Source organism: Affinirhizobium straminoryzae (assembly GCF_007004135.1).
Lineage (GTDB): Bacteria > Pseudomonadota > Alphaproteobacteria > Rhizobiales > Rhizobiaceae > Neorhizobium > Neorhizobium straminoryzae.
The window spans coordinates 20,443-36,517 of the sequence record NZ_VJMG01000008.1; the positions used below are offsets into that span (position 1 = coordinate 20,443).

16 protein-coding genes are annotated in these 16,075 nt (G+C 65.5%); 8 read left to right on the forward strand and 8 right to left on the reverse strand.

Features of this window, described 5'->3' with window-relative positions; translation table 11 throughout:
• Positions 1 to 71 precede the first annotated feature (71 nt).
• Positions 72 to 626, reverse strand: a complete 555-nt coding sequence (locus tag FNA46_RS02850) for an RBBP9/YdeN family alpha/beta hydrolase (protein ID WP_142880833.1) — start codon at positions 624 to 626, stop codon at positions 72 to 74.
• A gap of 166 nt (positions 627 to 792) precedes the next feature.
• Between FNA46_RS02850 and FNA46_RS02855 the strand changes: the two genes are divergently transcribed.
• On the forward strand, positions 793 to 2,448 hold the full coding sequence (locus FNA46_RS02855; RefSeq protein ID WP_142880834.1) for a tannase/feruloyl esterase family alpha/beta hydrolase: 1,656 nt from the start codon (positions 793 to 795) through the stop codon (positions 2,446 to 2,448).
• Positions 2,449 to 2,537: 89 nt separating this feature from the next.
• Here FNA46_RS02855 and purB read toward each other — a convergent pair whose 3' ends face one another.
• From purB to FNA46_RS02870, 3 genes are all read right to left on the reverse strand, one after another.
• A complete protein-coding gene (gene purB / locus FNA46_RS02860) occupies positions 2,538 to 3,839 on the reverse strand; it encodes an adenylosuccinate lyase (protein WP_142880835.1) in 1,302 nt (433 codons plus the stop codon).
• Positions 3,840 to 3,955: 116 nt separating this feature from the next.
• A complete protein-coding gene (gene rpe, locus FNA46_RS02865) occupies positions 3,956 to 4,633 on the reverse strand; it encodes a ribulose-phosphate 3-epimerase (protein ID WP_142880836.1) in 678 nt (225 codons plus the stop codon).
• 79 nt (positions 4,634 to 4,712) lie between these two features.
• Entirely contained in the window at positions 4,713 to 5,807 is a 1,095-nt protein-coding gene (locus tag FNA46_RS02870; protein WP_142880837.1) for a branched-chain amino acid ABC transporter substrate-binding protein, read from the reverse strand.
• A gap of 208 nt (positions 5,808 to 6,015) precedes the next feature.
• Here FNA46_RS02870 and FNA46_RS02875 point away from each other — a divergent pair, with 208 nt between their 5' ends.
• The 7 genes from FNA46_RS02875 to FNA46_RS02905 are packed head-to-tail and all read left to right on the forward strand — an operon-like array spanning position 6,016 to position 11,657.
• On the forward strand, positions 6,016 to 6,465 hold the full coding sequence (locus tag FNA46_RS02875) for a flavin reductase (protein ID WP_246102820.1): 450 nt from the start codon (positions 6,016 to 6,018) through the stop codon (positions 6,463 to 6,465).
• A 27-nt stretch (positions 6,466 to 6,492) separates the two neighbouring features.
• Entirely contained in the window at positions 6,493 to 7,422 is a 930-nt protein-coding gene (locus FNA46_RS02880) for an AAA family ATPase (protein WP_142880839.1), read from the forward strand.
• Positions 7,423 to 7,425: 3 nt separating this feature from the next.
• Entirely contained in the window at positions 7,426 to 8,682 is a 1,257-nt protein-coding gene (locus FNA46_RS02885; protein WP_142880840.1) for a vWA domain-containing protein, read from the forward strand.
• Positions 8,679 to 8,999, forward strand: coding sequence for an XdhC family protein (locus FNA46_RS02890; protein WP_142880841.1), 321 nt, complete (start codon positions 8,679 to 8,681; stop codon positions 8,997 to 8,999). Before FNA46_RS02885 ends, FNA46_RS02890 begins: the two co-directional genes overlap by 4 nt.
• Entirely contained in the window at positions 8,999 to 9,697 is a 699-nt protein-coding gene (locus FNA46_RS02895; protein ID WP_142880842.1) for an XdhC family protein, read from the forward strand. The genes FNA46_RS02890 and FNA46_RS02895 overlap by 1 nt, the downstream gene beginning before the upstream one ends.
• Positions 9,694 to 11,328, forward strand: coding sequence for an NTP transferase domain-containing protein (locus FNA46_RS02900; protein ID WP_142880843.1), 1,635 nt, complete (start codon positions 9,694 to 9,696; stop codon positions 11,326 to 11,328). Before FNA46_RS02895 ends, FNA46_RS02900 begins: the two co-directional genes overlap by 4 nt.
• A 5-nt stretch (positions 11,329 to 11,333) precedes the next feature.
• Positions 11,334 to 11,657, forward strand: coding sequence for a TfoX/Sxy family protein (locus FNA46_RS02905; RefSeq protein ID WP_142880844.1), 324 nt, complete (start codon positions 11,334 to 11,336; stop codon positions 11,655 to 11,657).
• 6 nt (positions 11,658 to 11,663) lie between these two features.
• Here FNA46_RS02905 and FNA46_RS02910 read toward each other — a convergent pair whose 3' ends face one another.
• From FNA46_RS02910 to FNA46_RS02925, 4 genes are all read right to left on the reverse strand, one after another.
• Complete coding sequence (locus tag FNA46_RS02910) at positions 11,664 to 12,083, reverse strand: NUDIX domain-containing protein (RefSeq protein WP_142880845.1); 420 nt, start codon at positions 12,081 to 12,083, stop codon at positions 11,664 to 11,666.
• Positions 12,084 to 12,092: 9 nt separating this feature from the next.
• Positions 12,093 to 13,589: a DEAD/DEAH box helicase gene (locus FNA46_RS02915; protein ID WP_142880846.1), complete on the reverse strand. Its 1,497-nt coding sequence runs from the start codon at positions 13,587 to 13,589 to the stop codon at positions 12,093 to 12,095.
• Positions 13,590 to 13,764: 175 nt separating this feature from the next.
• Positions 13,765 to 15,096 (reverse strand): M23 family metallopeptidase, encoded by a 1,332-nt coding sequence (locus FNA46_RS02920; protein ID WP_246102800.1) that lies wholly within the window; start codon positions 15,094 to 15,096, stop codon positions 13,765 to 13,767.
• Positions 15,097 to 15,210: 114 nt separating this feature from the next.
• Positions 15,211 to 16,068: a ferritin-like domain-containing protein gene (locus tag FNA46_RS02925; RefSeq protein ID WP_142880848.1), complete on the reverse strand. Its 858-nt coding sequence runs from the start codon at positions 16,066 to 16,068 to the stop codon at positions 15,211 to 15,213.
• Positions 16,069 to 16,075 lie beyond the last annotated feature (7 nt).

Sequence of the window (16,075 nt, forward strand, 5' to 3'; positions counted from 1 at the left end):
GCGACATTAGCCCGCTTCTTTTAACCAAAGTTAAATAATTCACCTAAGAAGGAAGGATTTCCTGCGGCAGGTCAAGGCTTTAATCCGGACAGGAAGCGGGCGAACACCATGGTGCCTTCCGGCCAGGGGCCGTGACCCGAATCGGCATTGATATGGCCCGCCTCGCCGGCATCGATCAACTGTGAGCCCCAGGCATTGGTGATGTCGTCGGCGTGCTCGTAGGTGCCGAAGGGGTCGTTGCGGCTGGCAATCGTCATCGACGGGAAGGGAAGCGGGTCGCGCGGATAGGGGCCAAACGTCATCAGATGCTTCGGCCGGATGTCCGGGTTGGCCACATCCGGCGGCGCGACGAAGAAGGCGCCGGCCACCTTGTTGCGGAAATGCGGAATGGCATGGATGACGGTCGGAACGCCCAGCGAATGCGCCACCAGCACGACGGGCCGCGTGGAGGCGTTCACCTCTTCGGCGACACGCGCCACCCAGTCCTCGCGCACGGGCTTCGACCATTCGGCCTGTTCCACCCGCCGCGCGGTCTGCAACTTGGACTGCCAGCGCGTCTGCCAGTGGGCCGGTCCGGAATTGGTGTAGCCGGGAACGATGAGAATATCTGCGTCTGATGCCTTCATGGCCCTTATCTGCTGAGCCGGCCGCGTCGCGTCAAGAGAGAGCCATCACGGCTTTGTCAAAAAATAATATGCAACACATACTATATCGCCCGATGTCGCGATGCTAATCTTGCCCCCGGGTTGCCCAAGGGGAGTTGCCGGCAGCCCGATGGATTGGGAGGAATTCATGAGAAAAGCCCTTTTTCTGGGCGGGACGGCGCTGGTCGTCACGCTTGTGCCGCAGCTTGCGCTCGCGGCAGCCGATTGCGCCGGCCTGCTGCGCGATGGCCAGCATCCGGCCGGCCTTCAGGTGACGGAGGCGGTGGAAACGCCCCCGACCGACGACATTCCGGTTGCCCATTGCCTGGTGCGCGGCAAGACGCCGGACAGGGCCGGGGTCGACGGCAAGACCTATGCGATCCGCTTCGAACTGCGGCTGCCGAAGGACTGGAACGGCCGCTTCGTGCACCAGTTCAACGGCGGTAATGATGGCGTGGTGGTGCCGGCCCTCGGGCCGCTGCTCGGCGGCAACAAGAAGGATACGGCCCTTGGCCGCGGCTACGCCGTCGTCTCCAGCGATGCGGGCCATGATGGCAAGGCTGCGCCGGAAAAGGGCATTGCCGGCAGCGCTGCCTTCGGCCTCGATCCGCAGGCCAGGCGGGATTACGGTTATACCGCCGTTGCGACGCTGAACCCGCTCGCAAAGCAGCTGGTCGAGACCTATTACGGGAAAAAGATCGCCTTCACCTACGGCATCGGGAGTTCCAATGGCGGGCGCCATGCGCTGATGGCGGCAAGCCGCCTTGCCGGTGAATTCGACGGACTGCTGGCCGGCTATCCCGGCCTCAACCTGCCGAAGGCCGCCATCCAGCATGCGCTCGATGTGCAGGCCTGGACGAAGGTCAATCCGGATATCGCCAAGGCCTTCAGCCGCGATGACATGGCCGTGCTGGCCAAGGGCATCCTGAAGGCTTGCGACAGTCTCGATGGTCTTGCCGACGGGGTGGTGGGCGATCCCGACGCCTGCCAGACGGCGTTCAAGCCGGAAACGCTGGAATGCACGAAGGCGGGCGACACCGGCTGCCTCTCCGCCGCGCAGATCACCGCGCTGAAGACCAGCCATGCCGGCCCCCGCAACAGCAAGGGCGAGCAGCTTTACAGCGAATGGGACTGGGATCCCGGCATGGCCTCTGCCAACTGGCGCGGCTGGAAGCTCGAAAGCGCCGTGGATGCCTGGGGCAGGAAGCCGATCATCGGCGTGATGGGCGCTGCTTCGCTGGCGCAGGTCTTCACAACGCCGCCGACGCCTGTGGGCGGCACGCCCGATGCATTGCAGGCCTATCTTCTCGGCTTCGATTTTGACCGGGACGCGCCCAAGGTGTTTGCGAAGGATGCGACCTTCACCGAATCCGCCGTGGATTTCATGATCCCGCCCGGAAGCGACAATCCGGACCTGAAGGCGTTCCGCGATGCCGGGCACAAGATGATCGTGTTCCACGGCAATGCCGACCCGGTGTTTTCGGTGCTCGACACCGTCAACTGGTACCGCAAGCTCGATGCCAACAATGGCGGCAAGGCCGGCGATTTCGTCAAACTTTACCGCATTCCGGGAATGCCGCATGGCGCAGGCGGACCGTCCTATGACGATTTCGACTTCCTCTCGCCGCTGGTCGCCTGGGTGGAACAGGACAAGGCGCCCGGCGCCGTGGCGGCCGGCATCACGCCTGCCAACAAGGAAGCCGAGGGCCTCGCCGGCAAGCGCACTCTCTATTGCCCCTATCCGCAGGTGGCCCGCTTCACCGGCGCTGCTGCGGATGACGAGAGCCGTTTTGCCTGCCGGTAAGTAGCGGCGATCCATTCGTGATGCCTGAAATGCAAATCAGCCGGGGCGGTTGGCCGCCCCGGCTGATTTTTTGATTCAGGATGAAAAGGTTAGCCGAACACGCGGCTGAAGATCGTGTCGACATGCTTGGTGTGGTAGCCAAGGTCGAATTTCTCGCGGATCTGCTCTTCCGAAAGGGCCGCGCGAACGTCCGCATCGGCCAGCAGTTCCTCGAGGAAATCCTTGCCGTCTTCCCAGACCCTCATGGCGTTGCGTTGCACGAGACGATAGGCATCCTCGCGCGAAACGCCGGCCTGGGTCAGCGCCAGAAGTACGCGCTGCGAATGAACAAGCCCGCGGAACTTGTTGAGATTCTTCATCATGTTGTCCGGGTAGATCACCAGCTTCTCGATGACGCCGGCAAGCCGGTTCAGCGCGAAGTCAAGCGTGATCGTCGTGTCCGGACCGATGCCGCGCTCGACGGAGGAATGCGAGATGTCGCGTTCGTGCCAGAGCGCCACGTTTTCGAGCGCCGGCACCACCGCCATACGCACCAGACGCGCAAGACCGGTCAGGTTCTCGGTGAGAACAGGATTGCGCTTGTGCGGCATGGCCGACGAGCCCTTCTGGCCGGGCGAGAAGAATTCTTCCGCTTCCAGCACTTCGGTACGCTGCATGTGGCGGATCTCAATCGCCACATTCTCGATCGAGGAGGCGATTACGCCAAGCGTCGCGAAGAACATCGCGTGGCGGTCGCGCGGGATGACCTGTGTCGAGACCGGCTCCGGCACCAGACCAAGCTTGGCGCAGACATGTTCCTCGACGCGCGGATCGATGTTGGCGAAGGTGCCGACGGCGCCGGAAATCGCACCCGTGGCAATTTCGGCGCGCGCATGGACCAGGCGGGCGCGGTTGCGCGCCATCTCGGCATAGAAGCGCGCGAAGGTGAGGCCCATCGTGGTCGGCTCGGCATGGATGCCGTGGCTGCGGCCGATGCGGATCGTGTCCTTGTGCTCGAAGGCGCGGGTTTTCAGCGCCGCCAGCACGCGGTCCATGTCGGCGATCAGGATGTCGGCGGCGCGCACCAGCTGGATGTTGAGCGTCGTATCGAGCACGTCCGACGATGTCATGCCCTGATGCACGAAGCGGGAATCGGGGCCGACGAATTCGGCCAGATGGGTGAGGAAGGCGATGACGTCATGCTTGGTGACGGCCTCGATCTCGTCGATGCGGGCCACGTCGAACTCTGCCGCACCGCCCTTTTCCCAGATGGTCCGCGCGGCATCATGCGGGATCACGCCGATGTCGGCCAGAGCGTCGCAGGCATGGGCCTCGATCTCGAACCAGATGCGGAACTTGGTCTCGGGCGACCAGATGGCGACCATTTCGGGCCGGGAATAGCGGGGGATCATCGGGGGGTCCTTGGCGGTTTCGGAAATTGGCCCCGCTTTAGCAAGAAGCGCCGCCAAGCTCAACGTGGGCGGCGCGACAGGATGGCGGGGCGGAAGGATCGTCGATGCGGCGCCTGTCAGCCGCGGGCGGACTCAGCGGCGGTGCGCAGCGCAGCGACATTGGCGCGATAGGCCTCGATGCTGCCACCCTTGTAGACGGCGGAGCCCGCCACGAACACATTGGCGCCGGCCGCCGTTGCAGCCCCGATGGTATCGGCCGTGATGCCGCCATCAACCTGCAACTCGATGGGGCGGGCGCCGATCATCGCCTTGGCGGCGCGGATCTTCTCCACCATCGCGGGGATGAATTTCTGGCCGCCGAAGCCCGGATTGACGCTCATGATCAAGATCAGGTCGATATCATCAAGCACGTTTTCCAGCACGGAAAGCGGAGTTGCCGGGTTCAGCGTCACGCCGACCTTCTTGCCGAGCGCGCGGATGGTCTGCAGCGAGCGGTGCAGGTGCGGGCCTGCCTCGGCATGCACGGTGATGCTGTCGCAGCCGGCCTTGGCGAAGGCCTCCAGATAGGGATCGGCCGGTGCGATCATCAGGTGGCAGTCGAAGAAGGCGGTGGTGTGCGGGCGCAGCGCCTTGATGACGTCCGGCCCGAAGGAGATGTTCGGCACGAAATGCCCGTCCATCACGTCAAGATGCACCCAGTCGGCGCCGGCCTCCACGACATCACGCACCTCCTGGCCGAGCTTTGAAAAATCGGCGGCGAGAATGGACGGGGCGATGCGGATGGGCAGGGTCATGACGGGTTCCTTCGGCGGCTGTTGGATCGCGGGGTCCGCTTAACATCGCAGGCACGGCGGCACAATCCGCGAGGCCATGCTATTGCGTCGGGGGACCCAGCACCTCGAAGCCGCTGCCGGTCCACTGTTGCAGCAGGAAGGGATTGCGGGTCAGTTCATGGTCTGCGCGGAACTGCACCTGGCCGATCACCGTCTGCACGGAAAGCCCGGGCAGAACAGCAGCCACCGAGCCCTTGCCGTCCGCAGCCTTCACCGCAGCGCTCGCCACCTGCAGGGCGGCATAGGCGGGCAGCGTATAGCCGTCCGGCTCGAAACCGGTGGCACGCAGAGCGGCGGCTGCGGCCTCGGCCTGCGGCAGGTTCGCATAATCAGGCAGCGCGACGGCGAGCACACCCTCGCGCAGCGGGATCGGCCGGTCGGCGGCGCGCATCACGTCGCCGCCGATGAAGAACAGGCCCGCGCCATCGTTGGCCGCATCGCGGGCCAGGATGGCGACGTCGCCACGGTCGCCGCCGACCACCACATGCGTGGCACCGGCTTTCACCAGCCGGCGCACCAGCGCCAGCTGCTGCTCCTGCCCGGGACGGAAGACATCGGTGAAGACCGGCTTGATACCGCCGGCCTCCAGCTTCTGGCGCACGGCGCTCGTCAGCTCGCGGCCATAGATGGTGCCGTCGTCGACGAGCGCGATCGGCCGGTTCTGATAGCGGGTGAGGATGGTTTCGGCGAGCGTGTTGGCCTCGTCACCATCGACGGGACCGAGCCGGAAAAAGGGCCAGCCATAGCGCGCCGCATCCTCCATCAGGATGCGCGAGCGCACAGAAACGGTAATCGCTGCGATGCCGGCATCCTTGAGCTTAGGCAACGCAGCGGACAGGGTCTCCACGCAGAGAAAGCCGATGGCAACCGTGACCTTCGCCTGGCGCAGCTTGTCCGCCACCGCTTGGCCGCTGCCCTGTTCGCAGCTTTCGGCGACGGGCACCAGCGTATCGCCGGCCGACACGGCGGCGCGGGCGCCGCGCAGGATCTGCTGGCCGAGCAGCGCATAGGGGCCATCCTGCGGCGCGACCACGCCGATGCTGGCCGCCGCCGCCGGCTGGGCGACCGCCAGGAGGACAGCGAGCAGGGCAGTCGTCCCGGTCTTTCGCAGAAGAGATGTGTCAACGTCGCGCATGCTTCACCTCTAGCCGGACGGCGTGCCGCTGCAAAGCGGAATTCGTGGCCTCCTCGGCATGCCCCGCGCAAATCCGGCGCGGGCGTGGACAAGGGCCGGAAACCTTCCCATATGATAGCGTGTGGTCGCGGCGGGGAGGATGCCAAGCGTGACGATTTCCGAAAAGGCCGAGCCGAGGCTGATCGAACCTGCGGTCTACCGCAACGGCATGGCGCGCTATGCCGGCCATGTGCAGGCGGTGACGACCGAGTGGCAGGGTCTGCGGCGCGGCGTGACGGTGACGGCCGCCTGTTCTGTATCCGACGATCCCGCAACCGTTCTCGCCTGCCTCAATGCCGGCAATGAAAGCAATGCCATTTTCGAGGCCAGCGGCCGCTTTGCACTGAACACGCTCGCCGCCCATCACCAGGCGCTTGCCCGGGCGCTGGCCGGTTTCGACCGCCTGCCGGTCGAGGAGCGTTTTGCGCTCGCCGAATGGACGACGTTGTCGACCGGCGCGCCGATCCTTTCCGATGCGCTGGTCGCCTTCGACTGCCAGCTGATCGACATCCGCCGCATGTCCACCCATATCGTGCTGTTCGGGCAGGTCGTGGATCTGCATTTCGGGCCGGTCAATCCGGCGCTGGTCTATCTGGACCGCACCTTTCACGCGCTGTAGGCTTGCTGGCTGACGGGAGAAACGATCATGTCCTCAGACATCCAGCACCTGCTGCCGGCCTCCATCGACGAGACGCTTGCCCTGCTGGAGGGGCAGGATTACCTGGCCGGCCGAGGCCTTGCGACGGTGATCTTTCTCGCGCTGCGGATGAAGCGACCTCTGTTTCTGGAAGGCGAGGCCGGTGTCGGCAAGACCGAGATCGCCAAGGCCCTGTCGCGCGGGCTGAACCGGCCGCTGATCCGCCTGCAGTGCTACGAGGGGCTGGATGTCGCCTCGGCCGTCTACGAATGGAATTTCCCGGCGCAGATGCTGGATATCCGGCTCGCTGAAGCCGCAGGCCTTGCCGACCGCGACCGCCTGGAAACCAGCCTTTATTCGGAGCGTCACCTGATCCGCCGCCCGGTGCTGCAGGCGCTTGCCGCCGCCGGAGAGGCAGCCCCCGTCTTCCTGATCGACGAACTCGACCGCACCGACGAGGCGTTCGAAGCTTTCCTGCTGGAAGTGCTTTCGGATTTTCAGGTGACGATCCCCGAACTCGGCACGATCCGCGCGGCGGAACCGCCGATCGTCATCATCACCACCAACCGCACGCGCGAGATCCACGATGCGCTGAAGCGCCGCTGCCTGTACCACTGGGTGGATTATCCGGATGCCGCGCAGGAACTGGCGATCCTGAAACGCAAGGTGCCGGGTGCGGCGACTGCGCTCTCGCAGCAGGTGGTGGCCTATGTGCAGCGGCTGCGCACCATTGATCTTTTCAAGAATCCGGGCGTCGCCGAAACCATCGACTGGGCAACCGCGCTCACCGAACTCGACCGGCTGGCACTCGATCCCGAAACGATTTCGGACACGCTCGGCACGCTGCTGAAATACCAGGAAGACATTGCCCGCATCCGCGGCGGCGAGGGCGAGGCCATCCTGTCGGACATCCGCGCCGAACTTCTGGCGGCGGGCTGAGCCATGGTGCACCCCTCCACAGGCGATGGTACCATTCTGCCACCGGTTCAGGCGGGCGAGGGAAAGCTTGCGGACAACATCCTGCATTTCTCCCGGGTGCTGCGCCGCGCCGGTCTGAAAACCTCGCCACAGGCGACGCTGGACGCCGTGGCGGCGGTCGAGGCCGTGGGCATCGGCGCGCGCGAGGAGTTTCATGCGGCACTCGCCGCCGTCTTCGTCAAGCGGCGCGAGGACATGGCGGTGTTCGACGAGGCCTTTCGGCTGTTCTGGCGCAAGCGCGACCTCGTGGAAAAGATGATCCAGATGATGTCGCCAAAAGTGGCCGATGGCCGCGACAGGGAAAAGCCGAAGCCGGCCGCCGCCCGCGTCAGCGATTCGCTGCTGGGACACCAGCAGAGGGCGCCCAAGCGGGAGGCGCCGCCGCAGGTGGAGACGGATGCCCGCTTCACGGCCTCCGGCTCCGACGTGCTGCGGCAGACCGATTTCGCGCAGATGACGGCCGCAGAGCTTGGCGAAGCGCGCCGGGCGATCGCGCGTCTGGTGCTGCCGCTTGCGGAGGTGGCGACGCGCCGCTACCAGCCATCGACCCGCCCGGTCAGGATCGATCCGCGTGGCACGCTGCGCCAGGCGATGCGCAGCGGCGGCGCGATGATGCTGCCGAAGTTTCGCAGCGTGCGCCGCCGTCCACCGCCTCTCGTGGTGCTAGCCGATATTTCCGGCTCGATGAGCCAGTACAGCCGCATTTTCCTGCATTTCGCGCATGCGCTGATGGAAAAGCGCCGTCGCACGCATGTCTTCCTGTTCGGCACACGGCTGACCAACGTGACCCGCGCACTGCGCCAGCGCGATCCGGATGCGGCGCTGGATGCCTGCACGGCCTCTGTCCGCGACTGGTCGGGCGGCACCCGGATCGGCGAGACGCTGAAGGACTTCAACCGGCTGTGGGGGCGTCGCGTGCTGGGTGGCGGCGCGGTGGTTCTTTTGATCACCGACGGGCTGGAGCGCGACGGGGTGGACGTGCTGGAAACCGAGATCGACCGGCTGCACCGCAGCTGCCGCCGGCTGATCTGGCTCAATCCGCTGCTGCGGTTCGAGGGCTTTGCCGCGCGCGCCCGGGGCGTGCGGGCCATGCTGCCCCATGTGGACGAATTCCGACCCGTCCACAATCTGGATTCTCTTGGCGCACTGGCTGCCGCACTGAGCGGCGAGACAGGCCGCGCTGCCGATCCGCGCCGATTTCTGCAAAGGAGTGCCGCATGAGCAATAGTCTTGACCCGCTTCTGACGGCGGAGGGCTGGGCGGCCGAGGGGCGCGCCGTTGCCATCGCCACCGTGATGGAAACCTGGGGATCGGCGCCGCGTCCGGTGGGCAGCCATCTGGTGATCGATGGCGAGGGCAATTTCGAGGGCTCCGTCTCCGGCGGCTGCGTCGAGGGTGCGGTGATCACCGAGGCGCTCGAGGTGCTGCAAGGCGGTCAACCGAAGATGCTGGATTTCGGGGTTGCCGACGAGACCGCCTGGCGCGTCGGCCTCTCCTGCGGCGGCCGCATCCGGGTCTATGTGGAAAGGCTCGGCTGATGGATCTTGCCTCTCTTCGCCGGCTGAATGCCGCGCGTTCCGCCCGCCGCGCCGCCGTGCTGGTGACCGACATCGCAGGCGGCCGGAGCGAGGTGCTGGAGGAGGGCGATACCCTGCCGCCACATCTGGCGGATGCGGTGAGGGCAGCATTCCTCTCCGGCAAGTCCGGTCTCGTCGAGACGGAAAAAGGCAGCCTGTTTCTCAACGTGCACCTGCCCCCGCCGCGCATCGTGGCAATCGGGGCCGTCCACATTACCCAGGCGCTGGCGCGGCTGGCCGGCGTGGTCGGCTTCGATCTGACCATCATCGATCCGCGTACCGCCTTTGCAACGGCCGAGCGCTTCGAGGGTGTCGATCTGGTGGCCGACTGGCCGGAAGACGTGCTCTCGGAGCGGCCGCTCGATTCCTACACCGCGCTGGCCGCGGTGACACATGATCCGAAGATCGACGATTTCGCGCTCGCGGAAGCGCTGCGGCGCGGCTGCTTCTATGTCGGTGCGCTCGGCAGCAGAAAGACCCATGCGAAGCGGGTGGAACGTCTGGTCGCCATGGGTCTCACGACCAACGAGATCGCGCGCATCCGCGCGCCGATCGGGCTCGATATCGGGGCGTCAAGCCCGCAGGAAATCGCGCTTGCCATCCTGGCTGAGATCGTTGAGGCCTTCCGTCGTCGCAGCCTGTCCGGGGCGGACGCATGATCTTTTCGACAGTGCCGCTGTACAGGGCAGAGGGCGCGATTTTGGCACATGGCGTCAGCGTCGAGGGAGGGCGTATCGCCAAGGGTACCATTCTCTCGGCGGGCGATGTGGAACGGCTGGCGGCTGCCGGCGTGACGGAAGTCGCCGTCGCCGTTCTCGATCCTGACGATCTGACCGAGGATGCGGCGGCCGAGCGGCTGGCATCGGCGCTCGCGGGACCCGGCCTTCGGCTGTCGCCGGCATCGACGGGCCGCGTCAATATTCACGCCACCGAAAACGGCCTTTTCCGTGCCGATCGCACGCTGATCGATCGCTTCAACCGCGTCGATCCGGCCATCACGCTTGCCTGTCTCAACGACCGCGCCGATGTGCCGGCCGGGGCCATGGTGGCGACCGTCAAGATCATTCCGCTCGCCGTACCGGGGGCCGCCGTGGAGCGGGCGCGCGCCGTGCTGGCCGAAGGTGAGGCGATTGCGCTGAAGGCCTATCGTTCCTTTGCCGTGACGCTGATCCAGACCGAATTGCCGGTGCTGAAATCCTCCGTGCTGGACAAGACGGCGGATCTTCTGCGGCGCCGGCTCCGTCCATCCGGCAGCCGGCTGGTTGCGGAGCATCGGGTGCCCCACCGCGCCGATGCGGTGGCCGGCGCGATTGAAGCGGCACTGCGCGCGCCTGAGAGCGGCCTGCCGCGCCTCGTCATCCTCTTCGGAGCGTCGGCCGTGGTCGATGCCGGCGATGTGCTGCCGGAGGCCATGCGGCTTTCCGGCGGATGGGTGGAGCAGGTGGGCCTGCCGGTCGATCCCGGCAATCTTCTGGTGCTCGGCTATCACGGTGCCGTGCCGATGATCGGCGCGCCGGGCTGTGCGCGCTCGCCGAAGGAAAACGGTTTTGACTGGGTGCTGCACCGCCTGCTGGCCGGTGAACGACCGGCGGCCGACGATCTTTCCGCACTGGGCGTGGGGGGCCTTCTCATGGAAATTCCGACACGTCCACAGCCGCGCGAGCGTCTCTCCCGACCGGACGCACCGCTCGTCATCGGCGGCCTGCTGCTGGCGGCGGGCCGCGCAAGCCGCATGGGCGAGGCCGGCCACAAGCTACTGGCGGAATTCGACGGCATGCCGCTGGTGCGCCGCGTGGCCTCTCGCGCCCTCTCGGTGCTCGACGGTCCGCTGGTGGCGGTCACCGGCCATCGCAGCGGGGAGATCCGTACAGCGCTTGGCGGTCTCGATCTCGTGCTTGCCGACAATCCGGATCATGCAAGCGGAATGGCGAGCTCCATCCGCACCGGGCTTCGCCAGCCGGCACTTGCCGAAGTGGCGGGCGTGATGGTGCTGCTGGCGGACATGCCGGGCCTCACGGAAGAGGATCTCTCACGCCTTTGCGCGGCCTTTCGCGCGGCCGACGGCAATGCCATCGTGCGGGCGGTGAGTGGCGGCAAGCGCGGCAATCCGGTGATCCTGCCACGCGCCACCTTCGATGCGCTGATGCGGCTGGAAGGCGATGTCGGCGCCCGCCACGTCATCGAGACCTGCGGCCTGCCGATCGTCGATGTGGAACTGGGAGACGCCGCACAACTCGATGTGGACACGCCGGATGCGGTGACCGCCGCCGGCGGCCTGTTGCGGGGATAAGAGGCATGGACAACGAGGCGATCGAGGAACTGTTCGAGCCGCTGGGGCGGGTTACCATCAAACGCATGTTCGGCGGCAAGGGCATCTATCATCACGGCGTGATCTTTGCCCTCGAACTCCATGACGAACTGATGCTGAAGGCCGATACCCAAACGGCGCCGATGTTTGCAGAAGCCGGCGCCCGGCAGTGGTCCTACGAAGGCAAGACCGGCAAGCCCGTGCTGATGCCCTACTGGAGCGTGCCCGACGAGGCGCTCGATGATCCGGACGTGATGGGGAAATGGGCGCGGCTGGCCTATGAGGCCGGCGTGCGCACGGCCACGAAATAAGGCGCGTCAGACTTTGGCGAGATGCGCAACGGCGTCGCGGGTGAAGCGGGAGAGCGGTTCCGGCAGCGTATCCGGCGAGAACCAGCCGAGTTCCGAAAGTTTGTCGGGTTCGGTAAGGCGCGGCGTGCCTGTAAAGTCGCGGGTCCGGTAGATCACCGAAAGCCAGTGCTGGCCATCGGCTTCGATGATCTGTTCCGACAGACACAGGAATTCAACGGAACCGATGGAAAGACCGGTTTCCTCTTCCGCCTCGCGGCATGCAGCCGCGGCGGAATGCTCCATAGGATCCACCTTGCCACCGACAATGTTCCAGTAGCCCGCTTCCGGCGCTTTCACACGCCGGTATAGCAGGATGTGGCCGTCGGTACGCTCGATGACGAGGCCGCAACCGACGCCCGGAAAATCAATTCCTGGCCTGGCGGACATGGGCTGAAATCAGCCCTTGGCGTTGGCAACGATCAGCATGAAGGCCGGAATATCGTCGCCAAAACCGACCGGCGTCGGGCCGTCATCGTCGTCACGGCGGCGGCGGCGCTCGCGGTGATCGTCATTGGCCGGATTGGGGCGACCATGGTTGCGGCCACCGTGCTGCTGCCTGCGATGATCCGCCTTCTGGTGTTCTGCTGCCACGCTTTCCGTCCTCGTTTCGATGATCTTCTCTTCGACATCCGCAACCGGCTCGGCGGCACGGGTATCAGGCTTGCGGCCGCGCTTGTCACGGCCCCGGTCGCGATCGCGCTCGCGGCCCTTGCCACCCCGGCCACGACCGCTGTCGTGGCTTTCCATGGGTTCCGGCAGGGCGGAGAGATCGCCGTTCAGCCATTCGATCTTCTGGGTGATCAGCTTTTCGATGGCATCGAGGAATTTGGTATCGCTGCGTGTCACCAGTGTGAAGGCAGCGCCGGAACGTCCCGCCCGGCCGGTGCGGCCGATGCGGTGGACATAGTCTTCCGCATGGATCGGAACGTCGAAATTGAAGACGTGGCTGACATCGGGAATGTCGAGGCCGCGGGCCGCGACGTCCGAGGCGACCAGCAGCGTGATGTTGTTGCTCTTGAAGTTGGCGAGCATCGTCGTGCGCGAGCGCTGGTCCATGTCTCCGTGCAGCGCGCCGACGGAGAAGCCGTGACGGTCGAGAGAGCGGAACAGGTCGGCGACGTCCTTCTTGCGGTTGCAGAAGATGATCGCGTTCTTCAGATCGTCCTGTGCGCGGATGAGATCGCGGAGTGCTGCGCGCTTCTCGTAATCCTTGTTGTGGCAGGCGACCAGCCGCTGCGTCACGGTCTTGGCGGTGGAGGAGGGCGGCGCCACCTCGATGCGTTCCGGGTTCTGCAGGAAGGCATCGGCCAGTTTCTGGATTTCCGGCGGCATGGTGGCCGAGAAGAACAGGGTCTGGCGGGTGAACGGGATCATCTTGGCGATACGCTCGATGTCCGGAATGAAGCCCATGTCGAGCATGCGGTCGGCTTCATCGATGACGAGGATTTCGACGCCCGTCATCAGAAGCTTGCCGCGCTCGCAGTGATCGAGCAGGCGGCCGGGCGTGCAGATCAGAACGTCGGCGCCGCGTTCCAGCTTGCGGTCCTGCTCGTCGAAGGACACGCCGCCGATCAGAAGCGCGACGTTGAGCTTGTGGTTCTTGCCGTACTTTTCGAAATTTTCCGCAACCTGGGCCGCCAGTTCGCGGGTGGGTTCCAGAATGAGCGTGCGCGGCATGCGCGCCCGGGCCCGGCCCTTTTCGAGAAGCGTCAGCATCGGCAGCACGAAGGAAGCGGTCTTGCCGGTGCCCGTCTGGGCGATGCCGCAAATATCGCGGCGCTGGAGGGCGGGCGGAATCGCACCGGCCTGGATCGGCGTGGGCGTCGTGTAGCCCGCGTCGGTCACTGCGGAAAGGACTTTCTGGCTCAGGCCAAGATCAGCAAATGTCGTCAAAGAGAAAACTATTTCCGTTCCGGTTCTTGAAGAACGCTGTGAGTCGGAACCGCTTACGCGTCCGACGATGGCCGCGACATAAGGGCTGCGCTCTGCAAAGTCAAGAAAACTGCACGTTTGCGGTCGCGAATGGCGAATCCGTCGCAGTAAAACGGCTGTTTGGGTCAATACGACGTTACTGAAGGTAGGCTTTCAGCTTCAGACCGGCATTGAGGAAGGTGGCCGGATCGATCGGCTGACCGTCCTGGTGCACCTCGTAATGCACATGCGGGGCGGTGGAGCGGCCGGTCGAGCCGGCAAGGCCGATCACGTCGCCGGCAGCCACGGTGTCGCCCTCGCGCACGAGAATGCGGGAGAGGTGACCATAGCGCGTGACGAGGCCCTGACCGTGGTCGATATCCACCATGTTGCCATAGCCGCCGCTTTCGCCGGCGGCCACGATGCGTCCCGCACCGGTGCTGCGCACACGCTGGCCGGTCTCGGCCTGGAAATCCACGCCCGCATGCAGGGCAAGGCGGCCGAGGAAGGGATCGATGCGGTTGCCGAAACCGCTGGTGATCTCGCGACCGGGGGCCGGATTGCCGTAGGGCAGGGTGGTTGCCGCGCGACGCACCGCTTCAAGCCGTGTCAGCGCGACGTCGAGCGCGTTCGCAGCAGCGTCGAAGCTGTCATCCATCATCCCGTCCTTCAGGGGAGGTACGAACGGGCCGCCAACGCCCTTGTCCCTCTGGCTGCGGCCGTCCGCAGCAAGGCCGACTGAAACGCCGGTCCGCCGCATGATGGTGGCGATGGCATCCGCCGTGCGGTCGGCCTGTCGGGTCAGGCTGAAGACGCGCGCCTGCTGCTGCTGGTCGAGTGCATCAAGCGAAAGAGACACGCGCGACAGCGTGGCGCTTGCTGCATCCTTTGACGGTTGCGCGGAGGATCCGGTAGCAGATGGGGCGTGATCGCCAAGGCGCAGGTCCGGTTTGAGAAGTCTGTCGATCGCCCGGATCCCCTCGCTTGCGGCACGTCCGGTCCGATCCGCCGCACCGGCAGGGGCAAAGGCAGACGCGCTCAAGGGCTGCGCCCCCTCGTCGGCCGTCTCCGGGACCGAGAGGCCCGAGGCTTCGGCGCGTTGCACCAGGCCTTCCAGCTTGTCGTGACGCAAGACAAGCGCAGTCTGCTGCCGGAGCAACTGGTCCATGCGGGCCTGCACGGTGCGCTGCTCGATCATCTGCCGCGAGGTGATCCGTTCGATTTCGGCGCGAAGCGTCGTGATGCGATCCTCATAGTCCTGCTGCAGACGCGCCTGGCGCTCGGAGGCGGCCCCCAGCAGATCGTCACGCCACGCAAGGTAGGCGGCGGAGCCGATAGAGCCGACGGTCAGGAGTGTGAAGAGGCCGGCCGCCGCGATCGTCATCACGGGGCGGATGGTCATATGGCGGATACGCTCGCGGGATGCCAGAATCAGCACTGGCCTGGACGGGCCTGCGTCGAAGATGTGATTTTTTTTCGGCTTTGCCACGCTCATCTCCCGGAAAGGCCTGCTGACGCCTCATCCGCCCCGGGGAGTAGAAACCGTTAAGGTTAATGTCGCGTTAAATCAGATGGTGCTGATGGACCTGCCATCCCGGTGCGCTCAGGCATTGCTGGTCGACGTCAGCGAGCGGTAGAAGGATGGCGTCAGCCCCGCTTCGGCGCGGGCGAGATCGTTGAACGGCGGCTTCAGTGCGCCGCGAAAATTGGCCCGGACCAGATCCTTGAAGGTGGCGGCGGGATCCTTGCGCTCGCGGGCGCAGAGGAAGCGGAACCATTTCGCGCCGATCGCCACATGCCCTTTCTCGTCGTTGTAGATCACGTCCAGCACGGCCGCTGTCTCGTGATCGCCTGTTTCGCGCATCTTGGCCTGCAGCGAGGGCGTCACGTCGAGGCCGCGCGCCTCCAGAATGAGCGGTACGACGGCAAGCCGGGCCGTCAGATCATTGCGGGTGGCATGCGCTGCCTGCCACAGGCCGTCATGGGCGGGCATGTCGCCATAATCGGCGCCAAGATCGTTAAGACGGGTCCTGACCATTCGAAAATGCTTGGCCTCCTCGAAGGCCACCTGCATCCAGCCGTCGAAGAAGGAATGGGGCACCGGTTCGGTGGCGTAACGGGCAACGATGTCGAGCGCGAGATCGACCGCATTGAGTTCGATATGGGCGATCGCATGCAGGATGGCGATGCGGCCCTTGACGGTATGCAGGGAACGCTTCTCCACCAATTTCGGCGGCACGAGTTCCGGTTTGTCGGGCCGCCCTGGCCGATCCGGCAGTGGCGGATCGAGAGGCGAGCGCAGAGACAGGCGCCGCGCGAACCACCGCATGGCGGTCTCCTGGGCGAGCGCCGTCTTCAGTGTCAGATCCGGAGAAGAAATGGCATCGATCGCGCCGCCGCGCAGCGACGCGATGTGAGGAAGCGCCACGGGCGCAGTCGCGGTGGAAGGGGCCTCGGTCATGGCCCCG

Coding starts and splice junctions, on each gene's coding strand:
- FNA46_RS02890 (WP_142880841.1), top strand. CDS start 8,679: ATGAGCAATAGTCTTGACCCGCTTCTGACGGCGGAGGGCTGGGCGGCC.
- FNA46_RS02895 (WP_142880842.1), top strand. CDS start 8,999: ATGGATCTTGCCTCTCTTCGCCGGCTGAATGCCGCGCGTTCCGCCCGC.
- purB (WP_142880835.1), bottom strand. CDS start 3,839: ATGATCCCCCGCTATTCCCGGCCCGAAATGGTCGCCATCTGGTCGCCC.
- FNA46_RS02900 (WP_142880843.1), top strand. CDS start 9,694: ATGATCTTTTCGACAGTGCCGCTGTACAGGGCAGAGGGCGCGATTTTG.
- rpe (WP_142880836.1), bottom strand. CDS start 4,633: ATGACCCTGCCCATCCGCATCGCCCCGTCCATTCTCGCCGCCGATTTT.
- FNA46_RS02910 (WP_142880845.1), bottom strand. CDS start 12,083: ATGTCCGCCAGGCCAGGAATTGATTTTCCGGGCGTCGGTTGCGGCCTC.
- FNA46_RS02870 (WP_142880837.1), bottom strand. CDS start 5,807: ATGCGCGACGTTGACACATCTCTTCTGCGAAAGACCGGGACGACTGCC.
- FNA46_RS02855 (WP_142880834.1), top strand. CDS start 793: ATGAGAAAAGCCCTTTTTCTGGGCGGGACGGCGCTGGTCGTCACGCTT.
- FNA46_RS02905 (WP_142880844.1), top strand. CDS start 11,334: ATGGACAACGAGGCGATCGAGGAACTGTTCGAGCCGCTGGGGCGGGTT.
- FNA46_RS02850 (WP_142880833.1), bottom strand. CDS start 626: ATGAAGGCATCAGACGCAGATATTCTCATCGTTCCCGGCTACACCAAT.
- FNA46_RS02885 (WP_142880840.1), top strand. CDS start 7,426: ATGGTGCACCCCTCCACAGGCGATGGTACCATTCTGCCACCGGTTCAG.
- FNA46_RS02875 (WP_246102820.1), top strand. CDS start 6,016: ATGGCGCGCTATGCCGGCCATGTGCAGGCGGTGACGACCGAGTGGCAG.
- FNA46_RS02880 (WP_142880839.1), top strand. CDS start 6,493: ATGTCCTCAGACATCCAGCACCTGCTGCCGGCCTCCATCGACGAGACG.
- FNA46_RS02925 (WP_142880848.1), bottom strand. CDS start 16,068: ATGACCGAGGCCCCTTCCACCGCGACTGCGCCCGTGGCGCTTCCTCAC.